General features: G+C 74.8%; 23 protein-coding genes. 8 read left to right on the top strand and 15 right to left on the bottom strand.

From position 1 onward, the window contains the following. Nucleotides 1-4: 4 nt before the first annotated feature. Genes AB0N76_RS18260 through AB0N76_RS18250 form a run of 3 tightly spaced genes read right to left on the bottom strand, consistent with a single transcriptional unit; the run spans nucleotide 5 to nucleotide 2,909 of the window. On the bottom strand, nucleotides 5-871 hold the full coding sequence (locus AB0N76_RS18260) for an ABC transporter ATP-binding protein (RefSeq protein WP_363558268.1): 867 nt from the start codon (nucleotides 869-871) through the stop codon (nucleotides 5-7). Then, on the bottom strand, nucleotides 871-1,941 hold the full coding sequence (locus AB0N76_RS18255) for an iron ABC transporter permease (protein ID WP_363558266.1): 1,071 nt from the start codon (nucleotides 1,939-1,941) through the stop codon (nucleotides 871-873). Before AB0N76_RS18255 ends, AB0N76_RS18260 begins: the two co-directional genes overlap by 1 nt. Further along, the gene (locus AB0N76_RS18250) at nucleotides 1,938-2,909 is read right to left on the bottom strand and encodes an iron ABC transporter permease (RefSeq protein ID WP_363558294.1); all 972 of its coding nucleotides are present in this window, start codon (nucleotides 2,907-2,909) and stop codon (nucleotides 1,938-1,940) included. Before AB0N76_RS18250 ends, AB0N76_RS18255 begins: the two co-directional genes overlap by 4 nt. A 230-nt stretch (nucleotides 2,910-3,139) precedes the next feature. On the opposite strand from AB0N76_RS18250, the gene AB0N76_RS18245 reads away from it, so the two are divergent. After that, the gene (locus tag AB0N76_RS18245) at nucleotides 3,140-4,168 is read left to right on the top strand and encodes a (2Fe-2S)-binding protein (RefSeq protein ID WP_363558264.1); all 1,029 of its coding nucleotides are present in this window, start codon (nucleotides 3,140-3,142) and stop codon (nucleotides 4,166-4,168) included. Nucleotides 4,169-4,259: 91 nt separating this feature from the next. After that, nucleotides 4,260-4,661 carry a VOC family protein gene (locus AB0N76_RS18240; protein ID WP_363558262.1) on the top strand — a complete coding sequence of 134 codons (402 nt, stop codon included), beginning with the start codon at nucleotides 4,260-4,262 and terminating at the stop codon, nucleotides 4,659-4,661. Nucleotides 4,662-4,724: 63 nt separating this feature from the next. Here the strand turns inward: AB0N76_RS18240 and AB0N76_RS18235 are convergent, their stop codons facing one another. Then, complete coding sequence (locus AB0N76_RS18235; RefSeq protein ID WP_363558260.1) at nucleotides 4,725-5,444, bottom strand: VOC family protein; 720 nt, start codon at nucleotides 5,442-5,444, stop codon at nucleotides 4,725-4,727. 46 nt (nucleotides 5,445-5,490) lie between these two features. Beyond that, on the bottom strand, nucleotides 5,491-6,111 hold the full coding sequence (locus AB0N76_RS18230; RefSeq protein WP_363558258.1) for a maleylpyruvate isomerase family mycothiol-dependent enzyme: 621 nt from the start codon (nucleotides 6,109-6,111) through the stop codon (nucleotides 5,491-5,493). A 72-nt stretch (nucleotides 6,112-6,183) separates the two neighbouring features. On the opposite strand from AB0N76_RS18230, the gene AB0N76_RS18225 reads away from it, so the two are divergent. Next, nucleotides 6,184-7,113: a LysR substrate-binding domain-containing protein gene (locus tag AB0N76_RS18225; protein WP_363558256.1), complete on the top strand. Its 930-nt coding sequence runs from the start codon at nucleotides 6,184-6,186 to the stop codon at nucleotides 7,111-7,113. A 52-nt stretch (nucleotides 7,114-7,165) separates the two neighbouring features. Here the strand turns inward: AB0N76_RS18225 and AB0N76_RS18220 are convergent, their stop codons facing one another. The 5 genes from AB0N76_RS18220 to AB0N76_RS18200 all read right to left on the bottom strand — a co-directional run bounded on the left by AB0N76_RS18220 (nucleotide 7,166) and on the right by AB0N76_RS18200 (nucleotide 13,260). Next, nucleotides 7,166-7,756, bottom strand: a complete 591-nt coding sequence (locus AB0N76_RS18220; protein ID WP_363558254.1) for a GNAT family N-acetyltransferase — start codon at nucleotides 7,754-7,756, stop codon at nucleotides 7,166-7,168. Between the two features lie 532 nt (nucleotides 7,757-8,288). After that, a complete protein-coding gene (locus AB0N76_RS18215) occupies nucleotides 8,289-10,544 on the bottom strand; it encodes a serine/threonine-protein kinase (RefSeq protein ID WP_363558292.1) in 2,256 nt (751 codons plus the stop codon). Between the two features lie 150 nt (nucleotides 10,545-10,694). Continuing rightward, nucleotides 10,695-11,276, bottom strand: coding sequence for a GNAT family protein (locus AB0N76_RS18210; RefSeq protein ID WP_363558252.1), 582 nt, complete (start codon nucleotides 11,274-11,276; stop codon nucleotides 10,695-10,697). 50 nt (nucleotides 11,277-11,326) lie between these two features. Beyond that, nucleotides 11,327-12,334 carry an iron-siderophore ABC transporter substrate-binding protein gene (locus AB0N76_RS18205; protein WP_363558250.1) on the bottom strand — a complete coding sequence of 336 codons (1,008 nt, stop codon included), beginning with the start codon at nucleotides 12,332-12,334 and terminating at the stop codon, nucleotides 11,327-11,329. A gap of 143 nt (nucleotides 12,335-12,477) precedes the next feature. Beyond that, a complete protein-coding gene (locus AB0N76_RS18200; protein ID WP_363558248.1) occupies nucleotides 12,478-13,260 on the bottom strand; it encodes a MerR family transcriptional regulator in 783 nt (260 codons plus the stop codon). Nucleotides 13,261-13,441: 181 nt separating this feature from the next. Between AB0N76_RS18200 and AB0N76_RS18195 the strand changes: the two genes are divergently transcribed. The 3 genes from AB0N76_RS18195 to AB0N76_RS18185 are packed head-to-tail and all read left to right on the top strand — an operon-like array spanning nucleotide 13,442 to nucleotide 16,991. After that, nucleotides 13,442-15,100 carry an NAD(P)/FAD-dependent oxidoreductase gene (locus tag AB0N76_RS18195; RefSeq protein ID WP_363558246.1) on the top strand — a complete coding sequence of 553 codons (1,659 nt, stop codon included), beginning with the start codon at nucleotides 13,442-13,444 and terminating at the stop codon, nucleotides 15,098-15,100. Continuing rightward, the gene (locus tag AB0N76_RS18190) at nucleotides 15,097-16,086 is read left to right on the top strand and encodes an alpha/beta hydrolase (protein ID WP_363558244.1); all 990 of its coding nucleotides are present in this window, start codon (nucleotides 15,097-15,099) and stop codon (nucleotides 16,084-16,086) included. The genes AB0N76_RS18195 and AB0N76_RS18190 overlap by 4 nt, the downstream gene beginning before the upstream one ends. Further along, nucleotides 16,083-16,991, top strand: coding sequence for an SDR family oxidoreductase (locus AB0N76_RS18185; RefSeq protein WP_363558242.1), 909 nt, complete (start codon nucleotides 16,083-16,085; stop codon nucleotides 16,989-16,991). The genes AB0N76_RS18190 and AB0N76_RS18185 overlap by 4 nt, the downstream gene beginning before the upstream one ends. 120 nt (nucleotides 16,992-17,111) lie before the next feature. On the opposite strand, the gene AB0N76_RS18180 is transcribed toward AB0N76_RS18185, so the two are convergent. The 4 genes from AB0N76_RS18180 to AB0N76_RS18165 form a co-directional block, all read right to left on the bottom strand. Further along, entirely contained in the window at nucleotides 17,112-18,236 is a 1,125-nt protein-coding gene (locus AB0N76_RS18180) for a serine hydrolase domain-containing protein (protein ID WP_363558240.1), read from the bottom strand. A 4-nt stretch (nucleotides 18,237-18,240) separates the two neighbouring features. Beyond that, on the bottom strand, nucleotides 18,241-19,179 hold the full coding sequence (locus AB0N76_RS18175; protein ID WP_363558238.1) for a hypothetical protein: 939 nt from the start codon (nucleotides 19,177-19,179) through the stop codon (nucleotides 18,241-18,243). After that, complete coding sequence (locus AB0N76_RS18170) at nucleotides 19,176-19,985, bottom strand: hypothetical protein (protein WP_363558236.1); 810 nt, start codon at nucleotides 19,983-19,985, stop codon at nucleotides 19,176-19,178. The genes AB0N76_RS18175 and AB0N76_RS18170 overlap by 4 nt, the downstream gene beginning before the upstream one ends. Before the next feature lie 144 nt (nucleotides 19,986-20,129). Continuing rightward, a complete protein-coding gene (locus AB0N76_RS18165; RefSeq protein ID WP_363558234.1) occupies nucleotides 20,130-20,327 on the bottom strand; it encodes a hypothetical protein in 198 nt (65 codons plus the stop codon). Between the two features lie 177 nt (nucleotides 20,328-20,504). Between AB0N76_RS18165 and AB0N76_RS18160 the strand changes: the two genes are divergently transcribed. Then, the gene (locus AB0N76_RS18160; RefSeq protein WP_363558232.1) at nucleotides 20,505-21,278 is read left to right on the top strand and encodes an SDR family oxidoreductase; all 774 of its coding nucleotides are present in this window, start codon (nucleotides 20,505-20,507) and stop codon (nucleotides 21,276-21,278) included. 175 nt (nucleotides 21,279-21,453) lie between these two features. Continuing rightward, nucleotides 21,454-23,277 carry an ABC transporter ATP-binding protein gene (locus AB0N76_RS18155; RefSeq protein ID WP_363558290.1) on the top strand — a complete coding sequence of 608 codons (1,824 nt, stop codon included), beginning with the start codon at nucleotides 21,454-21,456 and terminating at the stop codon, nucleotides 23,275-23,277. 78 nt (nucleotides 23,278-23,355) lie between these two features. Here the strand turns inward: AB0N76_RS18155 and AB0N76_RS18150 are convergent, their stop codons facing one another. Beyond that, nucleotides 23,356-24,024 carry a lysophospholipid acyltransferase family protein gene (locus AB0N76_RS18150; RefSeq protein WP_363558230.1) on the bottom strand — a complete coding sequence of 223 codons (669 nt, stop codon included), beginning with the start codon at nucleotides 24,022-24,024 and terminating at the stop codon, nucleotides 23,356-23,358. Nucleotides 24,025-24,219: the final 195 nt, after the last annotated feature.

The following is a 24,219-nucleotide window of genomic DNA, read 5'->3' as shown; positions in this document are numbered from 1 at the left end:
TCGGTCAGGCGGCGGCGCGTCTGCGCCGGGCCTTGGGGACGACCAGCGGCGTCCCGGTCTCCGGATCGGGCACGACCTGGCAGGGCACCTGGAAGACGGCCTCGACCAGTTCGGCGGTCAGCACCTCGCCCGGCGCCCCGGCGGCGGCGAGCCGACCGTCCTTGAGCACCACCAGGTGGTCGGCGTACCGGGCGGCCTGGCCGAGGTCGTGCAGCACCATGACGACCGTCCGTCCGGCCTCGGCGTGCAGGTCGGCGACCAGATCGAGGACGTCGAGCTGGTGGCGCAGGTCCAGGAACGTGGTCGGCTCGTCGAGCAGCAGCAGGTCGGTGTCCTGGGCGAGCGCGAGCGCGATCCAGGCCCGCTGCCGCTGGCCGCCGGAGAGCCGGTCGACCTGCTGGTCGCGCAGCCCGGTCATGCCGGTGCGGGAGAGCGCCTCCTCGACGGCGGCCTGGTCGGCCTTGGACCACGGGGTGAGCATCCGCTGGTGCGGGAAGCGGCCGAGCCGGACCAGCGCCTCGACGGTGACCGCCTCGGGGGTGACGGGCTGCTGCGGCAGCAGGCCCATCCGCTTGGCGAGCGTCCGGGCGGGCATCCGGTGGATGTCGGAGCCGTCCAGGGTGACGGTGCCGGCGGCCGGGTCGAGCAGCCGGACGAGGCCGCGCAGCAGGGTGGACTTGCCGCAGGCGTTGGGGCCGACGATGGCGGTGACCGCGCCGCCGGGCAGTTCGAGGTCGAGCCCGTCGACGACGGTCCGGTTGCCGTAGCGCAGGCCGAGGCCGTGGGCGGCGAGGCGGTTGGTCGCCTTGTCGAGAGTGCCGGGCTCAGTGCCGGCGTCGGCGTCGGTGGCGTTGCCGGCGTCGGCGGTCATCAGCTGCTCCTCTGGGGAAGCCGGCCCTGGCGGAACATCAGCACCAGGAGCCAGGGCGCGCCGAGCGTGGCGGTGACGGCACCGACCGGCAGGCCGTGGACGGGGATCACGTGGAGCACGAGGAGGTCGGAGGCGAGCAGCAGCAGCGAGCCGGTGAGCGCGGTGAGCCCGAGCGTGCCGAGGGTGGGCGGCCCGGCGAGCAGCCGGACCAGGTGCGGCACGGCGAGGGCGACGAACGCGACCGGTCCGGTGAGGGCGGCGGCGAGCGAGGCCAGCGCGATGGTGAGCAGGAGCAGCAGGACGCGGTCGCGCCCGGGGTTGAGGCCGAGGCCGCCGGCCGAGTCGTCGCCGAGGTCCAGAACGGCGACCCGGCGCTGAGCGAGCACCACGACGGCGGCGGTGACCGCGATGGCCGTGCCGCCGATCCACACCTCGGTCCAGTTGCGGCCGTAGAGCGAGCCGGTGGTCCACTGCATCGCGGAGGCGGCCAGCTCGGCCGGGAACCGTACGATCATCAGGTTGACGGCGGCGGCCAGGCCCTGCTGGACCGCCAGCCCGACCAGCACCAGCCGGGTGACGGCCATCCGCGAGCGCCAGGCGAAGCCGCCCAGCAGCAGCGCGGCCAGCAGGCCGCCGGCCAGCGCCGCCAGCGGGATGTACTCCTGCGAGGCGCCGGTGGCGAGCAGCAGCACCGCGCCGAAGGACGCGCCGCCGGTGACGCCGATGGTGTCGGGGGAGGCCAGCGGGTTGCGGAAGAGCCGCTGCAGCATCGAGCCGGCCACCGCCAGTCCGGCCCCGGCGATCAGCGCCGAGACCACCCGCGGGGCCCGGAACTCCCGGACCACCAGGACGTGACCGGAGTCGCCGAGGCCGACCAGGGCGCGCAGCGCCTCCCAGACCGTCATCTCGACCTGTCCGGTGCCGAGCGCGACGCCGGTGAGCAGCACCAGCAGCGCGGCGGCCAGTACCGACCAGGCGGCGGTCCGGGCGGCGCGCCGGCGGGCCGTCGAGGCGCCCGGGACGGCGGCGGCCGGGGCCGCGGTGACGGGGACGGTGGGGGCGGAGGTCATCGGCTCACCTTCCGGGCCAGCACGGCGAGCAGCGGCGCGCCCAGGAAGGCCGTCACGATGCCGACCTCCAGTTCGGACGGCCGGGCGACCAGCCGGCCGAGCACGTCGGCGGCGAGCAGCAGCACCGGACCGGCGATCAGGCAGCCCGGCAGCAGCGCCCGGTGGTCGTTGCCGAGCAGCGGGCGGACCAGGTGCGGGGCGGCCAGGCCGATGAAGGCGATCGGTCCGGCGACGGCGACCGCGCCGCCCGCGAGCAGCACGACGGCCAGCCCGCCGAGCACCCGGATCCGGGCCACCGGCACGCCGAGCGACTGCGCGGCCTCGTCGCCGAGCGCGAGCGCGTTGAGCGAGGGCGCGACGGCGAACGCGGCGAGCAGGCCGAGCGCCAGGGCCGGCAGGACGGGGGTGAGCACGTCCAGGTGCCGTCCGGCGACCGAGCCGGCCAGCCAGAACCGGGCCTCGTCCAGGGTGCGGTGACTGGCCAGCATGAGGGCCGAGGTCCAGGAGGTGAGCACCACGGTCAGCACGGTGCCGCCGAGGGCCAGCCGGACCGGGTCGAGGTCCCCGCCCTGCCGCGACATGGCGTACGCGGTGACGGCGGCGAGGGCGGCTCCGGCGAAGGCGAACCAGAGGTACTCGGCCGGCCGGGTCAGCCCGAAGGTGTAGATCGCGGCGACGACGGCGAAGCTCGCGCCGGCGTTGATGCCGAGGGTGATCGGCGAGGCGAGCGGGTTGCGGGTGACGCCCTGGGCGACCGCGCCCGCGACGCCGAGCGCGGCCCCGACGGCGAGGCCGATGAGCGTCCGGGGGACCCGAAGGCCCGTCACCACGTCCGCGTCGCCGCCGTGCTCGCTCCCGGTCAGGGCGCCGATCACGGTGTCCAGGGGGATGGTGCGGGAACCGAGCGCCAGGCTCAGCGCGACGCACAGGGCGAGGAGGCCGAGCCCGGCGGCGAGCACCAGCGGCAGCCGGGTCGGCGAGGGGCGGGGCGACGCCGGGGCCGCGGGGGCCGGTGGATCGGTGGTCAGCACGGGGGGAGATATTAGGTTAGGCATGCCTAATTGCGTCAAGTTCCGGGTGGATCGGCCCGTACCGGGTGCGTGGGCCGGGTGTGGCGCGAAGTGGCCGGTGAATGCCGCTAAGGTGAGCCTCACCTAACACGATCTCGGGAGTGCCGATGATCTTCTCGGGTCCATCCATGCCCACCGGCCTGTCTGTCGGTCTGCCCACCGGCCTGTCCACTGGTCTGCCCACCGGTTTGTCCGTCGGTTTGTCCGTCGCGGCGCCCGTCGGAGCGCCGACCGGCGTGCTCGCCGATGCGCCCGCCGGAGTGTGCGTCACCACGCACGCCGCGCAGGCCGTGTGCGCTGCGGGTGCCGCGGGTGCTGCGGTTGCCGCGCGTCCGGAGAATCCGCTGGACGCCGACTACCGGCTGCTGCTGGACCTCTGTCCCGCGCTCCGGGTCCGGCTGCTCGCGGAGCACGAGCCCGCCCCGGCGCGCGCCCAGGGCTGGTACTCCGCGGCCGAGCTGGCGGTCGACCGGGCCGCGCTGGCCGAGGCCCTGGCCGGCGAGGCGGCCCGGATCGCCCCCGTCGCCGCCGGACACGGCACCGCCCCGCGCCCGCACGTCGCAGCCTCCCGACTGCTGCACCACTACCTCTGGTCGGTCTGCCTGCTGATCGCCGGACCCTGGCGGCTGGCCCGGCGCGTCCCCTCGATCGAGGGCGCGGACCTCTGGCTGCACGCACCCACCGGTAACCTCGCGCTCCGCCCGCGCGCCCACATCACCCTCCCGGGCGAGGACGAACTCCGCGCCGAACTGCGGGCCGCCGTCGTCACCCACGTCGAACCGCTGCTCGCCGCCTTCACCGGCCCCACCCGGCGCGGCACCCGGGCCCTGTGGGGCATGGTCGCCGACGACCTGGCCTCGGCGATCTGGCACCTCGGCAAGCGCCTCGACGCGCACCCGGCCGCGAGCGGGACCGGTTCACCCGAGGACCTGTCTCCAGCGGAGGACGCCGCCGTCGCCGCCGCGACGGCCCTCCTTCCCGGCCGCACCGAACCCCTCCCCGGCGCCGCCGACTTCCGCCTCCTGCACGCCGCGGACGGCCGCGCCCACCACACCCGCACCCGTCTCGGTTGCTGCCTCTACTACGCGATCGAGCCCGGCAACGCCTGCGTCACCTGCCCCCGCACCTGCGACGAGGAGCGCCTGCGCCGGCTCTGAGTCGTCCCCGGTCGGTGCGGACCGGCCTTGCCTGCGCCGGCCGGCTCCTCGCCCGCACCGTTTCACCGGGCCGACGGTAGGCTCGGCGCCCATGATCGACTCCACCACCCACGTCCGCGTCGCCCGGCCCTCCCGGGACCTCGCCGCCGCCGAACGCTTCTACGTCGACGGGCTCGGCCTCACCGTCCTGTGGCGCAGCACCGAACGCGTCCCCGGCGAGCACGACCTCCTCATGGTCGGCCCGTCCGGCGGCGGCTGGCACTTCGAGCTCACCCACGACCCCGAGCGCCCGATCGAACCGACGCCCACCGTCGACGACCTCTTCGTCGTGTACCTCGGCGCCCCCGTCGACGACGCGCAGCTGCGCCGTCTGGAGGGCGCCGGCGGCACCCGCGTCCCCGCTCACAACCCGTACTGGGACGAGTACGGCGTCACCGTCGCCGACCCGGACGGCTACCGCCTCGTCCTCTGCACCCGTACCTGGACGTCCTGACGACGCCGCCGCGCCTCCTCGCCTCCGGGCCCCGCCCCCGGGTCACGTCTCGTCGACCGACCGTCAGAGTCCGCTGTCCGCCAGGCGTTTGAGATCGTCGCGGACCGACTCGCGCTCCTCCTCGGTGAGTTCGGCGGCGACCGCGTCGGCGCGTGCGGTGAAGGACGCCGCGCTGGCGCCGTCCGCCAGGCGGTGCGCCAGGTCGGCCCGCAGTGCCAGGACGCGGAACAGCAGCACCGGGGCGGGCGGCCCCTCCGACGCGTCCGGGGTGCGCTCCAGCGCGCGGTCCAGGACCCGGACGGCCGCGGCCGGATCCTCCTTCGAGTCCGCGAACAGCGCCGCGTGGTGCAGGGCCTTCGCGAACGGCTCCTCGGGGGCGGGCCGGTGCCGCTGGTCGGCCCGGATCGGCTGGCCGATCCGCAGGCAGTTGCCACCCGGGTCGGTCACCAGGAACTGCCGTACGCCGTGGGAGGTGTCGCCGACCGGCCCGATCCGGGGCAGGCCCCGGCTCGGCACCCGCCCGTAGGCGGCCCGCAGGCCCTCCTGGAACGCGGCGTGCAGCGCGTCCACGTCGTCGGTGCGGACCAGGCAGGTGCTGTGGGAGGCGGTCGGGTCGTACTGCTTCATGCCGAAGAAGTGCAGCTGGATGCCGCCGCGTTGGACGACGGCGTAGGGGTTGGGGCTCTTCTGATGGAGGGTCACCTCGAAGCCGAGCGCGGTGTAGAACTCGAGCACCGGCGGGAGGGCCTGACAGGGCAGGATCGGAACCGTCGATTCGACCATGGTCGGTGACTTTACCCCTGGTTGACCGTGAATCGGCCACTTCCGCTCAGATGTCGACTTCCGGAATCCGCCGCCCGTAGGCGAGGAGCAGCAGTTCCTGGGCCGGTCGGTCGACCGTTCGGCTACCGCTTCCGTACGACCAGCCGAGGTCGGTGGCGCGCAGTCGTACGTCGTCCAGCCGGGCCCCGAAGAACCGCAGGCTGCGCGGGGCGACGGCGTCCAGCAGCGGGCGCAGCCGGTCGGCGGGCACCCGGCGGTCGAGGCCGAGGGCGACGGTGATGTCCAGGCCGTGCACGACGTCGTGGCCGAGCGCGGCCGCGAGGCCGCCGACCGGCGGCGTCCACGGGTGATGGGCGTTGTCCCGCAGGGTGGCGGCGAGTTGGGGGCTGGCGAGCCGGTCGGCGTCGTGCCGGGCGAGGTGGTCGGTCATCCGGTGGAGGCTGCCGCGGGCGCGGAGCAGCTCCACGGTGATCCGCGGCAGCCGGTGGCGGAACCCCATGCCCATGTGTGCGGCCACCTCGCGGACCCGCCAACCGGCGCACAGTGAGGGGGAGTTCCACTGCTCGAAGGTCAAGGAGTCGAGGAGGTCGGCGAGTTCGGTGCGTTCGGCGGCGATCGCCGCGCGGAGCTCGGTGGCCGTGGCGGTCTTGCTGCTGCGACTCTGCATGATCACCAGCCTGCGCGAGGAGGTGCCCAGAAGTCCAAGACCTGGTTGTGCTGGTACCTAGAATTCCTGGTTATGGAGCTTCGGCAGTTGCAGTACCTGGTGGCGGTGGTGGAGGAGGGCGGATTCACCCGGGCGGCCGAACGGCTGCACCTCGCCCAGCCCGGGGTGAGCGCCCAGATCCGGCAGCTGGAGCGCGAGTTGGGGCAGCAGCTGCTCGACCGTTCGGGGCGGTCGGTCACGCCGACGGAGGTGGGGGCGGCCGTCCTGCCGTACGCGCGGGCGGCCCTCGCCGCCGTCGAGGGCGTCCGGCAGACCGCCGAGGGGTACGCCGGACTGCTCCGCGGACAGGTGGCGGTCGGCATGGTGGCGGGCGCGGCGGGGACCGGTCCCGGGAGCGGTTCCGCGGCCGGGGAGTTCGACCTCGCCGGGGTGCTCGCCGACTTCCACGCCGAGCACCCCGGGGTGGACATCTCGCTCACCGAGTCGACCTCCGAACGGATGATCGCCGCACTGCGGCGCGGCGAACTGGACCTCGCCGTCGTCGGCCTGGCCGGTACGGACCCGCCGGCCGGGGTCGAGATCCACCTGGTGGTCGACGTCCCGCTGGTCGCCGCCCTGGCGCCCGCCGACCCGCTCGCCGCCGACCCCGGCCCGCTCCCGGTGGCCGCGCTCGCCGACCGCCCGCTGATCGGCCTCCCGCCCGGCACCGGCCTGCGCGGCGCCCTCGAACGGGCCTGCGCCGAGGCCGGCGTCCGCCCCCGCGTCGCGTTCGAGGCCTCCGCCCCGCCGCTGCTCGCCCGCCTCGCCGCGCGCGGCCTCGGGGTGGCCGTCCTGCCGGAACTCACCCCGGACGCCGCCACCGTCCTCGGCGTGCGCACCCGCCGCCTGGTCGCCCCCGAACCGCGCGGCCGGGTCGCCCTCGCCTGGCCCACCATGGGCCCGGCCCGCCCGGCCGCCCGCGCCCTGCTGGCCCGCCTGCGGACGGCTTTCGGGTTGCGCTGACGGCAGTTGCTGACGGCGGGGCCGTCTCGGTCTGCTGCCCGGCAGGCGGCCCTCAGGGGCCGGCGACGCCGTCCACGCCCGTGAGCTGTTTGACCATCACGTGCTCCCGGGTCATGCCGCCGGCCAACGGTTCGCCGGGCTTGCCGGGCTCGCCGGGCTCGTCGGCGTCGGCGAACCCGTTGCGCCGGTACAGCGCGACGGCCGCCGCGTTGCCCGGCAGCACGGCGAGTCGCAGCGCCCCGCTGCCCGACCGCCGCGCCCACGCCTCGACGGCCGCGATCAGCCGGTCGCCGACCCCGCGCCCCCGGGCCTCCGGACCGACCCAGACCGACCGCAGTTCGCTGACCGTTCCGCCGGCCGGGCCGCCTGCCGCGCCGCCTTCCGCGCCGTCGGCGGGTCGGCCGTCCGGTACGGGGACCCCACTCGCCAGGCCGACCGGACGCCCGTCCGGCAGGACGGCCACCACATGCAGGGCGTCCGACTGCGCGAACCGGGCCCGCCACAGCGCCTCGCCGCCCGACTGCCAGTCCGCCAAGCCCCGCTTGAACGCGTACGGCGCCTCGGCGAGCGCGGCCAGCCGGGCGTCCCGCCACAGCGGCCAGTCGGCCGGGTCAGCGGGGGTGAGGACGCGGAGACTGATCATGACGGCAGTCTGGCCCAGCGGGGCGTCGCCGTCCACGGCGCCCGGGCGCGGGCACCGGCCTGACGGCGTGGATCGGGCGTGGGGCACGAGTGCCGCCCGGCGGCCCGGACGGCGATGGCGGGCGGTGGCATTCGGACATGGCGAACCAGGACGGCTCCGAGACCGACCAAGGCAACGGCGGCCGGGGCAACCGGCTGCGGAGGGTCGGCGAGGAACCGGCCGTCCGCCAGCCGCGCACCGCACGGACGCCCGAGCCGGCCACCCGGGCTCGCGCCGTACCCGCCGCTTCCGGTGCCGACGCCGGTGTGCTCGGGGGAACCGTCCCCCCGCCTCCCGAGGCGGTGGAGCTCTGCGCCCGGGCGCCCGACGCCGGACGCGGCTTCGACGGACTCGCTGGACCGGCTGCATGCCGACCGGTTCCCCGCGAACGTCGTCGCGGCGGCCGGCGGCCGGCGGGCGGCGGAGGGCGGGCTCGCGGGTGTCCTCGGCTTCGGCGAACCCTGCGTCGGCGACCCGGGCCTGCCCCGTCCCCTCAGGCCAGGTCGCGCAGCGTGGTCCGGACCCGTTCGGCGAGCGCCGGCGGCAGGCCCCCGTACTTCGCGCCCGACGCGGTCCGCTGCCCGTCGGCACCCGTCGCGTACGCGAGGAAGGACCGGAGCGCGGGCAGGCCGTCCGGCTTGTTGCCCCGGTCGCACACCACCGCGGACCCGAGCTGGACGATTGGGTAGGCGCCTGCGGCCGGTGGTGCCGAGACCACGTCCAGGGTGAGGTCGGCTCCCGTGCCCGTGATCCGGGCGCCCTCCAGGGTCTTGGAAGCGGACTCGGGTCCTGGCGCCACCGGGGCGCCGTCCGGGCCGGCCGTCAGCCGGGCGACGGACAGGCCCGGCGTGGCGGACGTGGCCGGGAGGAATGAGACCGACCCGTTCGCCGAGTTCACGGCCGAGGGGAGGTCCTTGACCGACACGGCCTGGCCCGCGCCGGTGGACGGCCAGGTCCGGTCCGGCTGGTGCGGCCACACCGAGCTGCCGGCGGCGGCGAGGTACTGGGTGAGGGCGAGCGTGGTGGCCGAGTCCCCGGACGGCACGAACAGCGAGACGGGCGCGGCGGGCAACACCGCGCGGGGGTTGAGCGCGGCGATCCGCGGGTCGTTCCAGACGGTGATCCGGCCGTGCAGGAGGCCGGCCACCGTCGCCGCGTCCAGGACCAGCGAGTCCAGGCCCGCGACCTTGTAGACGATGGTGACGGGCAGCGCGCTCAGCGGCAGTTGGACGGCCTTGCCGCCCGCGCAGCGGCCGGCCGACGCGGCGACCTGCTCGGGCGTGAGTCCGGTGTCGGTCACGGCGAAGTCGATCTCGCCGGCCAGGAACTTCTGGAACCCGGCGCCGACGCTGACGGCCTCGTAGCCGACGCTCGCGCCCGGGCAGGACTTGGCGTAGTCGGTGGCCCAGGCGTTCATGACGGCGGCCTGCGAGGTGCCCCCGGCGGAGCGCAGCCCGACGGCGGGGGAGGCGCAGCCGAAGGCGGCCCCGGCTGGGGTGGCCGCGGGCGTGGCTGCCGGGCCGGTGGCCGGAGCGCCGGTCGGGCCGGCGGTGGTGGCAGCGGGACCGGCGGTGGAGGCCGTGGCGGCGGGCGGGACGGCCACGCCCGTGCCGTCGGCCCCGTGCCGGTCGCCCTTGCCGAACCCGTCGAGCGCCAGCACCACGCCGACCGCCGTCGCGGTGGCGAGCGCCACCGCTCCCAGGACCAGGCCGGTCCGACGACGGGGGCGCGGCTGTCCGGCGGCGGCTTCGGCTCCGGTGCCGGGCGGCGGGGTGGGCGGTTGCAGCGGGGGACGGGTGGGCGCGGGCGGGGGGAACGTGGTCGCCGTCGCCTGTTCGGCGACACCGGTGTGCGCCCGGGGAACCGCCCCGCGAACCGCCTCCGGGGCCGCCGTCGGGACCACGGCAGGGCCCTGGGCTCCGGCCGCGACGTCCACCACCGTTCCCGGCGGCACCGCCGACCCGGCAGTCCCGGCAGCCCCGGCGACCCCGGCCACCCCACCCGGCCCGGTGCCCGCGAACCCGGCCAGCAACTGCTCCACGGAGGGCCGCTGTCCGGGCTCCTTGGCCAGGCAGGCCGTGACGAGCGGCAGCAGTTCGGCGGGCAGCCCGGTCAGGTCGGGCGCCTCGTACACCACCCGGAAGCCGATCAGGTGCACGCCGCCGCTGCCGCTGTCGGCGCCGCCGTCGAACGGGCCGTGTCCGGTGGCTGCGTGGACGAGCACCGAGCCGAGCGCGAAGACGTCGGTGGCCGGGCCGACGGCGCCGCGCGTGAACTGCTCCGGCGCCATGAACGGCGGGGTGCCGACGACCGCGCCCGTGCTGGTGAGCGGGGCCGCGTCGAGGGCGCGGGCGATCCCGAAGTCGATCACCCGCGGGCCGTCGGCGGCGAGCAGGACGTTGCCCGGCTTGAGGTCCCGGTGGACCAGTCCGGCGCGGTGGATGTCGCGCAGCGCCTCGACCAGGCCCGCCGCCAGCAGCCACACCTGCGGGGCCGGGAGGGGACCGTGTCGGCCGATCCGCTCGGCGAGGGACGGACCGGGGATGAACAGGGTGGCCAGCCAGGGCGTCGCGGCCTCGGGGTCGGCGTCGAGGACGGGCGCGGTGAACGCGCCGCTGACCCGGCGGGCGGCGGCGAGCTCCTGCCGGAACCGGTCGCGGAACTCGGCGTCCACCGCCAGCTCCGGGCGGATGACCTTGACCGCGACCTGCCGCCCGGAGACCGACCGGGCCCGGTAGACGACCCCCATCCCGCCCGCGCCGAGCCTGCCCTCCAAGCGGTACCCGCCGATCGAACGCGGATCGTCGTCCAGCAGTGTCACGTGTCCGTGCCCCCTCGTTCCCCCTCGGTCGCGCGCCGCCGGGCGTCTGACGAACCGGCGGCGCGGACGGAATGAGGGTCAGCCTAGGGCCTCCGGCGCGGCGTCGTGGAGCCGCCGCCGGGCCTCCCACTCCTCCCGGAGCATGCCGAACAGCAGCCGGTCGTACCGGACGCCGGCCAGCAGGACGGCGGCCCGGCGCCGTCCCTCCTCCCGGAAGCCGAGCTTGGTGAACGCCCGGGCGGCGCGCTCGTTGCCGCTCCAGGTGTCCAGCTCCAGGCGGTGCAGCGGGAAGGTGCCGAACAGGTGGTCCACCAGCAGCCCGAGCGCCTCCGAGCCGTGGCCGCGGCCCCAGAAGTCCCGCTCCCCGATGAAGATCCCGACCTCGGCGACGCCCTCGTACGGGTCGAGGTCCCGGTAGTCGACCATGCCGATCGGGCGGCCGCCGCCCGTCTCCTCGACCGTCAGCACGCCGCCGTCACGCGGATTGAGCCGCAGGATCCGCTCGAACCGGTCCGCCAGCGCCTCGGCGGTGGTCGGCCCGAACAACGGGTCACCGGCGGCCGCCAGCCGCACCACCTCGGGGTCGTTCCGCCACCGGAGCTGGTGCTCCGCATCCTCGGCGCGCACCGCGCGCAGCCTCACTGCCCTACCTTCGATCATGATCGGATAGTAGGCCCGCCCGACGTCGTGGACATCCGGGTACCGCGCCGTCAGCCGACGAGGTCGTGGCGGATTCGGTCGAGGATCAGGCCGGCGCCGGTGTAGCCGATGCCGAGCATCCAGAGGTTGTCGTCGACCTGGTAGACCCGGCCGTTGCGGACGGCGTCCAGGGTGTTCCAGAGCGAGCCGCCGATGATCTTCGCGCGGTCGGACTTGGCCGCGTCGCCGTAGACCGAGTAGAAGATGACGTCGGCCGCGGCCTGGTCGACCTGCTCGGGGCTGATCTCGATCGAGAAGCCGGGCTTGTCCTGGTTGGCGGGGCGGCCGACGCCGAGGTCCTTGAAGAGCGAGCCGACGAAGGTGTCGTTGAGGTAGAGGCGGGTGGGGGCGCCGGCCAGGAAGCGGGCCATCGCGACCTTGAGGGCGGCCGCGCGCTCCGGGCCGCCGAGCGCGGCGACCAGGTCCCGGAGTTTGGCGCGGTACGCGTCCTCGGCGGCCGCCGCCTCCGTCTGGCGGCCGAGCGCCTCGGCGTGCAGGCGGACGTTGTCCTTCCAGGCGGGGCCGGTGGTCTTGCTCAGGACGGTCGGCGCGATCTTGGACAGCTCGTCGTAGCGCTTGTCGTCGCGGACCTGGTTGCTGAGGATGACGTCCGGGCGCAGCGCGGCGATCGCCTCCAGGTCGGGTGCGCCGATGGTGCCGACGACCTTGGTCCCGGCGAGGCGTTCGGCGGGCAGGTAGCCGGAGAGCGGCGTGCCGGCGGCGACGGTGGTGGCGCCGACGGGGGTGAGGCCGAGGGTGACGGCGGAGTCGAGGGCGTCGGTGTCCAGGACGACGGCCCGGACGGCCTGGGCCGGGACGGTGCTCTCGCCGCGCGCGTGCCGGACGACCCGGGGGGATCCCGTGGACCCGGCCGTCGTGCCCGGTCCGGTTGTCGTGCCCGGTTCGCCCGACGCGGTCGGGCCGCCGGATCCGCAGGCGGTGAGGGCGAGCCCGGAGGCGAGGGCGAACAGGCCGCGACGGGTGAGGGTCCCCGGGTGGGGCATTCCTGGGTGGGGCATCGGGCGACTCCGCTCTGGCAGACGGATGACGACTGACGACTGACAGCTGACGATTGACAGAAAACAGATAACAGCTGACGGATGACAGATATCAATAGCTGTCAGCTGTTATCGGTCAACCGTCAGTCATCATCCGTCAGTCGTCAGTCCTTCCCCTCCTCCTGCTGTTCCAGCCGCTGGCGGATCAGTTCCTCGTACTCGGTGTGCACGCGCCGGTCCATCGCCAGGGTGAACTGGGCATCGGTGACCGTCCGGGCGAGGGGGCGGATCCGGAGGATCTGCTCGGTCAGCCGGGCCGCCTCGCCGGGCGGCAGGGGGGCGTCGGCGGCGAGGGCGCCGAGGAGGTGCCGGCGGGCGAGCGAGGTGAAGATCTCGGCGATCGCGGTCACGTGCTCCTGGGTCCGCCGGCTGGCCTCCAGGACCACGGAGAGCGGCACACCCTCCGCGACGAGCGCCGTCGTGGCGTCCATCAGACGCCGGCTGACGTGCGTGATCCCGTCGTCCGCGACCGTGATGAAGCCCTGGTCGATCGACTCGGCGGTGTTCTCCTCGGTCAGCTGGTCGCCGAAGGCCGCCTTCAGCTCGTCCCAGTCCAGGTGGACCGGCGTCTCGTCCGACCAGGGCGCGACGATCGCCGCCTCCAGCCCGATCAGCTCGGCGACGTCCCGGCCGCTCTCCCCGGCGCCGATCAGTTCGGCGATGCCGCCCAGGGTGTGGCCGCGTTCCAGCAGTTCGGCGATCATCCGCAGCCGGGACAGGTGGGCCTCGCCGTACCAGGCGATCCGCCCCTCCCGGCGCGGGGGCTGGAGGAGCTTGCGCTCGCGGTAGAAACGCAGCGTGCGGGTGGTGATCCCGGCCGCTTGAGCCAGTTCCTCCACCCGGAACTCGCGTTGTCCGTCCTCGACCGCAGCTCTGACCTTGTCCACGGCGCTCAGCATAGGACCGGTGCTTGGCGAATCGAGCCGGTCGGCCTTCTTCCATCGACTGTCAACAAGGGCTACCCTGCCAACCGTGCCAGTGATTGCTGGCACGGTTGGCGTGATCCGCGCCGCGCCGAGCAGTGACGGCGCCCGCACCCCACGGCCCCCACCCTCAGGAGGACGCCGCATGGCATCCAGCAGCAAGCGCCCCCGCCCCCGCGCGTCCGACGAGACCGCCCCGGACGCGACTGCGCCTGACGTGAGCCACCTCGACGCGAACCCCCTCGCGGACCCCCGCGATGCCGCCGCCGTCCCGGACGGGGAGCCGCCCGTCCCCCACGTCCGGGTCGCCGTCATCGGCTCCGGCTTCGGCGGCCTGGGCGCCGCGGTCCGGCTGCGCCGCGCCGGCATCACCGACTTCGTCGTCCTGGAGCGCGCCGACTCGGTCGGCGGCACCTGGCGCGACAACAGCTACCCCGGCTGCGCCTGCGACGTCCCCTCGCACCTCTACTCCTTCTCCTTCGCCCCCAACCCGGACTGGCCGCGCAGCTTCTCCGGCCAGCCGGACATCCGCGCCTACCTGGAGAAGGTCGCCGACGTCTTCGGCATCCGCCCGCACCTGCGGTTCAACACCGAGGTCACCGAGGCCCGTTGGGACGAGGAACGGACCTGCTGGCGGATCGCCACCACGGCCGGCCGGTGGACCGCCGACGCCGTCGTCTCGGCCGCCGGACCGCTCGCCGACCCGCAGATCCCCGACCTGCCCGGCCTGGACACCTTCCCCGGCAAGGTCTTCCACTCCTCCCGCTGGGACCACGACTTCCGGCTCGACGGCAAGCGCGTCGCGATGGTCGGCACCGGAGCCTCCGCGGCCCAGATCATCCCGGCGATCCAGCCGAAGGTCGGCGCCCTGACGGTCTTCCAGCGGACCCCCGCCTGGGTGCTGCCGCGCCGCGACCGGGCGATCACCGAGCTGGAGAAGTGGGTGCACGGCCGGCTCCCGGTCACCGCGAAGGCCCGCCGCGGCGCGCTGTTCGCGTTGCGCGAGCTGCAGGTGGACGCCTTCGTCCGGCGGCCCGGACTGCTCAAGGTGGTCCAGCGGATCGCCGAACGACACCTCGCGGCCGGCGTCGCCGACCCGGCCCTGCGCGCCCGGCTGACCCCCGACTACCGGATCGGCTGCAAGCGCATCCTGCTCAGCAACACCTACTACCCGGCGCTCGCCGCCGCCAACACCGAGGTGGTCCCGGCCGGCCTGCGCGAGGTCCGCGGCTCGACCCTGGTCGCCGCCGACGGCAGCGAGCGCGAGGTGGACGCGATCGTCTTCGGCACCGGCTTCCACGTCACCGACATGCCGCTGGGCGCGCGGGTGTTCGGGGTCGGCGGGGTCCGCCTCGCCGACGAGTGGAAGGAGGGCATGGAGGCGCTGCGCGGCTCCACCGTGCACGGCTTCCCGAACCTGTTCTTCGTCATCGGCCCCAACACCGGCCTCGGCAACAGCTCGATGATCCTGATGATCGAGTCCCAACTCAACTACCTGATAGACGCGTTGACCAGGCTGGACGAGATCGGCGCGACCGCGATGCAGCCCACCGTCCGGGCGCAGCGACAGTGGAACCTCGAACTCCAGCACCGGATGGACCGCACCGTCTGGAGCACCGGCGGCTGCCGGAGCTGGTACCAGGACAAGAGCGGCAAGAACACCGTGCTCTGGCCCGGTTCCACCACCTCGTTCCGCCGAGCCACCCGCCGGGTCGACCTCGCCGAGTACGAACTGATCCTCCGTCAGGACCACTCTCCCGCCGGTCCGTCCGCCACCGCCGAGGCCGAAGGGGTCCTGCTTTGAGCCGCCCGAAGATCCCCGCCGACTGCCTCGCGCCGGTGCCCGCCGAGGAGTTGGACGTCCGCTCGGCCGACGGCACCCGGCTGCACGTCGAGGTGCACGGTCAGCCGGGCGCCCCGACGATCGTGCTCGCGCACGGCTGGACCTGCTCGACGGTGTTCTGGGCGCCGGTGATCCACCGGCTCGCGGACCGGTACCGGGTGGTCGCCTACGACCAGCGCGGCCACGGGCGCAGCGAGGTCCCGCCGAGCCGGGTCCGCTACTCCACCCGCGCGCTGGCCGAGGACCTCTCCGCCGTGCTCGCCCGGGTCGTCCCGGCCGGCGAACGGGCCGTGCTGGCCGGCCACAGCATGGGCGGGATGACGATCATGGCCGCCGCCGCCCGCCCCGAGGTCCTGGAACGCGTGGCGGCGGCCGTCCTGGTCTCCACCGGGCCGGCCGACCTGGTCGCCGAACTGCGCGTGCTGCCGGAGCTGGTGCGCTCCCCGGGGCTGCGGCGCTTCGTGCACCGGCGGATCCTGCGCTCCCGGCTGCCGCTCGGGCCGGTCACGGCGCTCGGCCGGGCCGCCCTCGGCTACGGGATCATGGGGCCGGGCACTCCGGTGGAGCGGACCGAGGCAGCCGTCCGGCTCGTGCACGCCTGCCCGGCCGCCGTCCGGGCCAACTGGGCCCGGGTACTGGAGCGGCTGGACGTGCGCGCCGGGCTGGCCCGGCTCACCGTGCCGACGGCCGTCGTGGTCGGCGCCGAGGACCGGCTCACCCCGCCGGTGCTCGCGCACCGGATGGTCGCGGCGCTGGCCGACCCGCAGGGACTGCTCCTGCTGCCGGGCGTCGGTCACATGGCGCCGATCGAACAGCCGGCCGCCGTCGCCGCCGAGATCGACCGGCTCGCGGCCGCCCACCTGCCGGGGGTCCGGCCGCCGGCCGTTCACGCGGACGCTCCCACCGTCACCGCAACCGTCGACCCCGAGAGGACCGCCGCCGTATGAACGCCACCCCGCCGCTCTCCGCCCAGGTCGTCGTCGTCACCGGAGCCGCGCGCGGCGTCGGTGCCGCGCTCGCCCGCTCGCTCGCCGCGCGCGGTGCCAAGGTCGCCCTGCTCGGGCTGGAACCCGCCGAGCTCAAGGCCGTCGCCGCGCAGTGCGGGCCGGACGCCACCGCCTGGGAGGCCGATGTCACCGACATCGAGGCGCTCACCGCGATCGCCGGCCGGATCAAGGAGCACTACGGGCGGATCGACACCGTCATAGCCAACGCCGGCATCGCCATCGGCGGCCCGCTGCTGGACAGCGACCACCGGGCGTTCAGCCGGGTGATCGAGGTCAACCTGCTCGGCAGCGTCGCCACCGCCCGGGCCTTCCTCCCGGCCCTCACCGAGAGCCACGGCTACCTGTTGCAGATCGCCTCGCTGGCCGCGCTCACCCCGGCGCCGCTGATGAGCGCGTACTGCGCGAGCAAGGCCGGGGTGGAGGGGTTCGCCCACTCGCTCCGCGCCGAGGTCGCCTACCAGGGGGTCAAGGTGGGCGTCGGGTACCTGAGTTGGACCGACACCGACATGGTGCGCGGGGCCGACGAGGACGCCGTCCTGAAGCAGATGCGGGCCCGGCTGCCGTGGCCGGCCAGCAAGACGTATCCGCTCGCGCCGGCCGTGGACCGCTTGGTCGCCGGGATCGCCCGGCGCTCCGCCCACGTCTACGCACAGGCGTGGCTGCGGGGCATGCAGCCGGTTCGCTGGGTCCTGCCCGCGCTGATCGCCGCCGCCGGTTCGCGCGACGTGGCCCGGCTCGCGCCGCAGCTCGCCGCCACCGCCGCCAGCCGCCTGCGCCCGGTCGGCGCCGGCGGAGCCGCCGACACCGCGGCCCGCTCCGGGGAGCGGCTGACGAGCGACGGCTGACGACGACGGCTGACGGCTGACGGAAAACAGCTGACAGAACTCAGCTGACAGATAACGGATGACAGATGACAGCTGACGGATATTGAAATCCGTCAGCTGTCATCTGTCAGTTGTCAATTGTCAGCCGTCGCCCGCCCCCGCGAGCCGCTTGAAGGTGTCGTACGCCGCCTGGACGAAGCTCCCCGCCATGGTCGGGCCCGCGTTGCTCAGGGCGGCGACCGCGGTGGCGGTCTGCGGGCAGAAGCCGACGACCGTGGTGAAGCCCCGGGTGGCCCCGGTGTGGAAGAGCAGATCGCGGCCGTCGGCGGTGCGGCGGTGGTTCCAGATCAGGCAGAGCCGGTCGGTCGAACGCGGCAGCCGCAGCCGCGGGCGCTGCACGTCCCGCAACGCGTCCGCCAACGCGCCCCGGCTCCCGCCCCCGCCGCCCCCGCCCCCGCCGCTCCCGCCCCCGTCCGGTTCGAGATGCGCGCGCAGGTAGCGCAACAGGTCGGCGCCGCTCGCGCGGACCGCCCCGGCGCCCGGCAGGCCGGGGATGAGCCAGGGCGGCACCGGGTGCCCGCGCCGGTGCCCGGTGGCCCGGTGCCCGGCGTCGGGGGAGCAGGTGGTGGCCCGCAGTCCGAGCGGCCGGCAGACCCGGTCGGCGAGCAGTTCCCCGTACCCGGCGCCGTCGCTCTCGGCGAGCAGCCGCCCGAGCAGCCCGACCCCGTAGTTGGAGTACCCGAACCGTTCACCGGGCGGGTGCCGCACGGTGGTCCGGGCGAGCCCGGCGCGCAGCCGCCCCTCGTCGTAGTCCGCGTACGGGTTGCTCCGCCAGGCCGGGACGGCGCTGCGCAGCAGGCCCGGCGGCAGCTGCGGCAGCCCGGAGGTGTGGGTGGCCAGGTGCAGCAGCCGGATCGGTCCGCCGCGCCGGACGGTGGCGCCCCGCCAGCCGGCCGGGAGGTGCCGCTCGACCGGGTCGGTCAGGGCGAGTTCACCGCGCGCGACCAGGTCGGCCAGCAGCAGGGCGGTGAACGTCTTGCTGACGGAGCCGAGTTCGAAGACGGTGTCGGGCGTGCAGGGCTCGCCGTCACGGGCGGTCCGGCCGTGGCAGTGGACGGCGCTCCGGTCGCCGCGCGCCACCGCGAGGACGACGGCGGTGGCGTGCGGCGCGGCGGCCCGGACGAGTCCGGCCAGCTGCGCGGCGCCGGGACCGCCCGGCTCGCCCCGCCCCGGCCCGGCGAGCACGCGCTCGGGGTCGGTGAGCACGCGGTCAGGCCGCGACGGCCGCGCCGCCGAGCGCGCGCGAGAGCGTGACGGTGCCGGCCACCACCGCGACGACGGCGGTGTGCTCGTGGTCGCGGAAGGCCTGTTCGGGGTCGTCGTCGACGGGTTCGGAGTTGTCGCGCGGGATCAGCCCGTCCTCGCGCTGGACGGCGGCGAGCGCCTCCCAGCCCTGCGCGCCGGTGGTCGGTTCGCCGATGCAGGAGTCGACCACCAGCAGTTCGCCGACGAGGTCCCACTGGCCGACCTCCAGCCAGATGTCGACCCAGACCGGCAGCCAGGCGAGCAGGTAGTCGCGGAGCCGTTCGGGCAGGTTCTCCGGTCGGGCGCCCCAGTCGGTGAGGTGGAAGGCGGTGTGGGTGATGTCGTAGCCGGTCATCCAGTCGACCGCCCAGGGCTCGGGCGTGGCGCCGAGCCAGGTCCCGGCGGTGAGCGCGGCCCAGTCGTCGGGCTGGTTGCGCAGGCCCACCACCCGGCGGGCGTTGGCGATGGCGAGCCGGCGGTTGGGCAGCACCTCGGCGGCCTGGACGGCGCGCAACTCGGCGAGCGACTCCAGCAGTTCGTCGAGCCGAGGGTGCCGGTAGCCGGACCGGGCGAAGTGGATGTAGGTCTCCAGCGGGTCGGTCATCAGGAGGTGGCGCAGCTGCCGTTCGTACAGCAGGTTCCCCTCCCGCAGCTGGGTCCAGCCGAAGTCCAGCATCTCCTGGGCGAGCCGGGCGTCGTGCGGGCCGGTGACGCCGTCGCGCAGGACGAGCGAGGCGGCCAGCGCGCATTCGCCGAGCGGCTTGTAGGCGCTGTTGGGGTCGGCGAGGTCGATGGTGATGTTGTCGGAGAGGGTGCCGAAGCCCTGCTGGTGCGAGGCGTGCAGCCAGGCCATGGCGCGTGAGCCGAGTTGCTGGGCGGTGGCCAGGATCCGGTGGTCGGTCATCGTGCCGCTCCTGTTCCCGCCGCGCTCAGCATGGCGTCCGCGATGGCGAGTTCGAGTGCGGTGCGGGCGCTGCCGTCCCCGACGATCCGGATCCGGCTCAGGACGGGGGCCACCTCCAGCGGTACCGGCCGGCCGTCTGCACTGGTCCAGGCGAGCCAGCGGGCGAGGCGGGCGGCGGTCCGGTGGTCGCGCCGCAGCATCGAGCGGACGGTGCCCCGGGCCAGGTCGAGGGTGTGCGCGCGGGCGGCGTCGTGGACGGGGCCGTCGAGGCCGGGGAGGGCGAGCACGGACAGCTGGGCCATCCGCACGGACCAGGCCTGCCAGGCGTACGGTCGCGGTTGCGGGGCGTGGCCGGGCCGGGGCGCGGTGCGGTCGGCCCCGTCAGGGCCGAGGGTTGCGGCGCCCGGCTCGGCCAGCCGGGCGAGCAGGACGCCGACCGCCCAGTCCCGCCAGGCGGCGACGAGCGCGGCCTCGTCCTCGGTGGCCGCGTCGTCGACGGGGGAGGCCCCGCCGTCGGAGGGCCCGGGCGGCGCCTGGAGCGCGGCGGGCGGAAACGCGTGCTGCGCCTCGGCCAGCAGCAGCACGGCCTGCTCGTCGGGACCGGCGGTGCCCAGCAGCCGCGGGGCGAGCAGGTCCGGCCCGAGCACCCGGGCGGCGGCGAGGACCGGGCGCGGCACGGTGCCGGTGCCGGGATCGGCGAGCGCGACCGTACCCTCGACACCCCGGAGGGCGTCGAGGGTACGACCCGCCAGCCGCTCGACCGCTGCGGCGTACTCGTCGCGGAGCGAGAGATCGGCGGTTGGCATGGTTGTGTGATTCTCCTTGACGGGGGTTCACGGTGGTTCGGGGAGGCGGCGCGTCCGCGGCTCGGCGGGCGCGCCGCCCGGTCCCGGGGGGTCGTGCTACCGGTCGGTATCGGTTACCTCTCGGTACCGGTTACCTCGTACCGGTTACCTCTTCTCCTTCGGCTGCTTCGGCGACAGCAGTAGCGCCAGGCCGATCAGCAGGATCGCGGCGGCTTCGGGGCGGTACGTGGGCGCGTCGCTCAGGACGGCCTCGTCCTCCACCATCAGCGTGCCGAGGGCATCGAGTTCGGCCCGGGTCGCGAGCGGAGCCGGGGCCCTTCCGGTGAGGTGCTGAGCAAGCATCGATGTGCCTCCTCATAGGTTCGTCGTCGCCTGGTCGGCGATGCCCCCCTCGTTCGACGATACGGACACGAACGGCCCGGCGCCACCGCAGTACGCTCCGTGACCGTCGTCACGAAGAGACACCGCCTTGCCGCGTAGCGGTACCGCCGGTACCCGCGAGTAGGTACGGTCGGCTGCATGACCACTGCCTTGATCACCGGCGCGACCGCCGGCATCGGAGCCGCGTTCGCGCGCCGGCTCGCCCGGAGCGGCTACCGACTCGTCCTGGTGGCCCGGGACACCGAGCGGCTGGAGCGTTCCGCCGCCGATCTGCGGGGGAGGTTCGACGTCGAGACGGAGGTGCTCACCGCCGACCTCGCCACCGAGGAGGGCATCGCGGCCGTCGAGGCCCGGCTCTCCGACGCCGACCGCCCGGTGGACCTGCTGGTGAACAACGCCGGCTTCGGCAACAAGGGCGCGTTCGCGACCGTGCCGCTGCAGGACGAGCTGGACATGCTGAAGGTGCACATCGAGGCGGTGCTGCGGCTGACCACGGCCGCCCTGCCCGGGATGCGCGAGCGCGGCCGCGGCGCGGTCGTCAACGTCGCCTCGGTGGCGGCGTTCCTGCCGCGCGGCACCTACGGGGCGAGCAAGGCCTGGGTGGTGAGCTTCACCCAGGGCGTGATGCGGGACCTCGGCGGCACCGGCGTGCGGCTGATGGCGCTCTGCCCGGGGTTCACCCGCACCGAGTTCCACGAGCGGGCCGGCATGGGCACCGGCAACATCCCGGCCTGGGGCTGGCTCTCCGCCGAGCGGGTGGTCGACGAGGCCATGCGCGACCTGGCCCGGGGGCGTTCGGTCTCGGTGCCGAGCCGGCGGTACAAGGCGGCGGTGGCGATCGCGCGGGTGCTGCCCTCCGGGCGGCTCGGCGGACTCTCCTCCAAGGCGGCGCGCACGTACCGCACCGACTGACCGGGGCCGGGCGGCCTGGGCGCTCGGGCGGCAGACAGCGGAGGGCCCCTCACTATTAGCTTTGCTAACTATGAGCCTCTCTCGTTATGCTGGCGGCCGCCCGACCGCCCACCCGCCGTCGGCGCGCGCCACCGAGCGCCGCGCCGGCGCGGCCGTCCGAGGGAGGCTGCCCGCCGTGCGCCCCGAAGGCATCCAGTGGACCCCGCCCGCCCGCGCCGAGGGCGACCCGCGCCCGCCGACCGAGTGGCGCCGGATCCTCGCGCTGTTCCGCCCCTACTCCGGCCGCCTCGCCGTCGTCGGCCTGCTGGTCGCCGCCTCCGCCGTGGTCTCGGTCGCCACACCGTTCCTGCTCCGCGCTGTGCTGGACACCGCCATCCCGCAGGGCCGCACCGGGCTGCTGACCGCCCTGGTGCTCGGCATGGTCGCGGCCGCCGTCGTCAACAGCATCTTCAACGTGCTGCAGACGCTGATCTCCACCACCGTCGGCCAGCGCGTCATGCACGACCTGCGCACCGGCGTCTACCGCCACCTCCAGCGGATGTCGCTGGCCTTCTTCACCCGCACCCGCACCGGCGAGGTGCAGTCCCGGATCGCCAACGACATCGGCGGCATGCAGTCCACGGTGACCTCCACCGCCACCTCCCTGGTCTCCAACCTCACCGCCGTGGTCGCCTCGGTGGTCGCCATGGTGGCGCTGGACTGGCGGCTCACCGTGATCTCCCTGCTGCTCCTGCCGCTGTTCGTCTGGATCAGCCGCCGGGTCGGCAACGAACGCAAGAAGATCACCGGGGAGCGGCAGAAGCAGCTCGCCGCGATGAGCTCGGCGGTCCAGGAGTCGCTCTCGGTCAGCGGCATCCTGCTCGGCCGCACCATGGGCCGATCCGATTCGCTCACCAGGGAGTTCGCCGACCAGTCCGACCGGCTGGCCGACCTGGAGGTGCGCGCCTCGATGGCCGGCCGGTGGCGGATGAATACCATCCAGATCGTGATGGCCGCCATGCCCGCGGTGATCTACTGGGCGGCCGGCATGACCGCGGCCGGCGGCGCGCCGATCGTCTCGGTCGGCACCCTGGTCGCCTTCGTCTCGCTCCAGCAGGGCCTCTTCCGCCCGACCGTCAGCCTGCTCTCCACCGGCGTCCAGGTGCAGACCTCGCTCGCGCTGTTCCAGCGGATCTTCGAGTACCTCGACCTGCCGGTGGAGATCGACGAGCCCGAGCACCCCGTCACCCTGGAGACGATCCGCGGCGAGGTCCGCTTCGAGGGCGTCGACTTCCGCTACGACCCGGAGCAGGAACGGCCCACCCTGGCCGGCGTCGACCTGCGCGTCCCGGCCGGCGGCTCGCTCGCGGTGGTCGGCGAGACCGGCTCCGGCAAGACCACGCTCAGCTACCTCGTCCCCCGGCTCTACGACGTCACCGGCGGCCGGGTCAGCATCGACGGGGTCGACGTCCGCGAGCTGTCCTTCGACACGCTCTCGCGCGCGGTGGGCGTGGTCTCCCAGGAGACCTACCTCTTCCACGCCTCGGTCGCCGACAACCTGCGCTTCGCCCGCCCGGACGCCACCGACGCCGAGCTCGTCGCCGCCGCCCGGGCCGCGCGGATCCACGACACGGTCGCCGCCCTGCCGGACGGCTACGACACCCTGGTCGGCGAGCGCGGCTACCGCTTCTCGGGCGGGGAGAAGCAGCGCCTCGCGCTGGCCCGCACCATCCTGCGCAACCCGCCGGTGCTGATCCTGGACGAGGCCACCAGCGCGCTCGACAACAGCACCGAACGCGCCGTCCAGGAGGCCATCGACACCCTCGCGGCCGGTCGCACCACCATCACCATCGCGCACCGGCTCTCCACCGTGCGGGCCGCCGACCAGATCGTCGTCCTGGACCGGGGCGAGGTCGCCGAGTTGGGCACCCACGAGGAACTGCTGGCGGCGGACGGCCGCTACGCCGCCCTGCTGCGCCGCGAGTCCCCGCTGCCGGCGGCGGCCGAGCTCACCGGGTGACCGCAGCCGCCGGCCGTCAGTGGCCGGCGGCGGACGGGGGCGGCGGCGACAGTGTCAGTGGCAGCCGAGCGCGGCGGCTCAGGCCGCCTTGGGGATCTCGTTGTACGTCTCCACGACCTCCTGGCCGGAGAGCCGCTGGATCGCCGCCATCACCTCGTCGGTGACCTGGCGGCGGGCCTTGAGCGAACGGGCCTGGCCGTGCAGCTCGTCGAAGTGCAGCGGCTCGCCGAAACGGACCGTCACCTTCTTCACCCGCGGCACCCGCTTGCCGATCGGCAGGATCTGCTCCGGCCCCTCCAGCGCCACCGGCACCACCGGGACACCGGCGGTCAGCGCCAGCCAGGCCACGCCGGTCTTGCCGCGGTAGAGGCGGCCGTCCAGCGAGCGGGTGCCCTCCGGGTAGATGCCGAACGCCTTGCCGTCCTCCAGGATCTCCAGCGCCGACTCCAGCGAGGCCTGCGCGGACCGGTAGGTGCCGCGCTCGACCGGCACCGCGCCGATCGCCTCGAAGAAGCCCTTGGACAGCGCGCCCTTGGCCCCGGTGCCGGTGAAGTACTCGGCCTTGGCCAGGAAGTGCACCCGGCGCGGCGCGGTGAGCGGGATCACCACGCTGTCGATGAACGAGAGGTGATTGCTGGCCAGGATCACGCCGCCCTTGCGCGGCACGTTGTCCAGACCCTCGATGGTGGGCCGCCAGATCCCCCGGGCGAGCGGTTTCAGCACCAGCCTGGTGGCGAGATCGAGCATGGTCCCTCCCTGGACGAGCACGCCCGAGAGGTGCCCGGGCCTGGGGTACGACGAGCGGCGTTCGGTTCCCCGGCCGGGCCGGGATCAGACCCGCAGACTACGACACCGACCCCGGAGCCCGTCCACTCCCGGCCGCCGTGGCGCTCGCCACGGGCGGGTAGGGTACCGCCGTCGGAAACACACATCACCAGCTCA

The sequence above is a fragment of the Kitasatospora sp. NPDC093806 genome, assembly GCF_040683335.1.
Lineage (GTDB): Bacteria > Actinomycetota > Actinomycetes > Streptomycetales > Streptomycetaceae > Kitasatospora.
The sequence above is the reverse complement of the archived record's forward strand: the minus strand, read 5'-3'. Positions and strand labels throughout refer to the sequence as shown.

Bases quoted from the DNA above. Each gene is read 5' to 3' on its own strand.
- AB0N76_RS18260 (WP_363558268.1), bottom strand. From the start codon at position 871: ATGACCGCCGACGCCGGCAACGCCACCGACGCCGACGCCGGCACTGAG.
- AB0N76_RS18255 (WP_363558266.1), bottom strand. From the start codon at position 1,941: ATGACCTCCGCCCCCACCGTCCCCGTCACCGCGGCCCCGGCCGCCGCC.
- AB0N76_RS18245 (WP_363558264.1), top strand. From the start codon at position 3,140: ATGCCCACCGGCCTGTCTGTCGGTCTGCCCACCGGCCTGTCCACTGGT.
- AB0N76_RS18240 (WP_363558262.1), top strand. From the start codon at position 4,260: ATGATCGACTCCACCACCCACGTCCGCGTCGCCCGGCCCTCCCGGGAC.
- AB0N76_RS18235 (WP_363558260.1), bottom strand. From the start codon at position 5,444: ATGGTCGAATCGACGGTTCCGATCCTGCCCTGTCAGGCCCTCCCGCCG.
- AB0N76_RS18230 (WP_363558258.1), bottom strand. From the start codon at position 6,111: ATGCAGAGTCGCAGCAGCAAGACCGCCACGGCCACCGAGCTCCGCGCG.
- AB0N76_RS18225 (WP_363558256.1), top strand. From the start codon at position 6,184: ATGGAGCTTCGGCAGTTGCAGTACCTGGTGGCGGTGGTGGAGGAGGGC.
- AB0N76_RS18220 (WP_363558254.1), bottom strand. From the start codon at position 7,756: ATGATCAGTCTCCGCGTCCTCACCCCCGCTGACCCGGCCGACTGGCCG.
- AB0N76_RS18215 (WP_363558292.1), bottom strand. From the start codon at position 10,544: ATGGGGGTCGTCTACCGGGCCCGGTCGGTCTCCGGGCGGCAGGTCGCG.
- AB0N76_RS18210 (WP_363558252.1), bottom strand. From the start codon at position 11,276: ATGATCGAAGGTAGGGCAGTGAGGCTGCGCGCGGTGCGCGCCGAGGAT.
- AB0N76_RS18205 (WP_363558250.1), bottom strand. From the start codon at position 12,334: ATGCCCCACCCAGGAATGCCCCACCCGGGGACCCTCACCCGTCGCGGC.
- AB0N76_RS18195 (WP_363558246.1), top strand. From the start codon at position 13,442: ATGGCATCCAGCAGCAAGCGCCCCCGCCCCCGCGCGTCCGACGAGACC.
- AB0N76_RS18185 (WP_363558242.1), top strand. From the start codon at position 16,083: ATGAACGCCACCCCGCCGCTCTCCGCCCAGGTCGTCGTCGTCACCGGA.
- AB0N76_RS18175 (WP_363558238.1), bottom strand. From the start codon at position 19,179: ATGACCGACCACCGGATCCTGGCCACCGCCCAGCAACTCGGCTCACGC.
- AB0N76_RS18170 (WP_363558236.1), bottom strand. From the start codon at position 19,985: ATGCCAACCGCCGATCTCTCGCTCCGCGACGAGTACGCCGCAGCGGTC.
- AB0N76_RS18165 (WP_363558234.1), bottom strand. From the start codon at position 20,327: ATGCTTGCTCAGCACCTCACCGGAAGGGCCCCGGCTCCGCTCGCGACC.
- AB0N76_RS18160 (WP_363558232.1), top strand. From the start codon at position 20,505: ATGACCACTGCCTTGATCACCGGCGCGACCGCCGGCATCGGAGCCGCG.
- AB0N76_RS18150 (WP_363558230.1), bottom strand. From the start codon at position 24,024: ATGCTCGATCTCGCCACCAGGCTGGTGCTGAAACCGCTCGCCCGGGGG.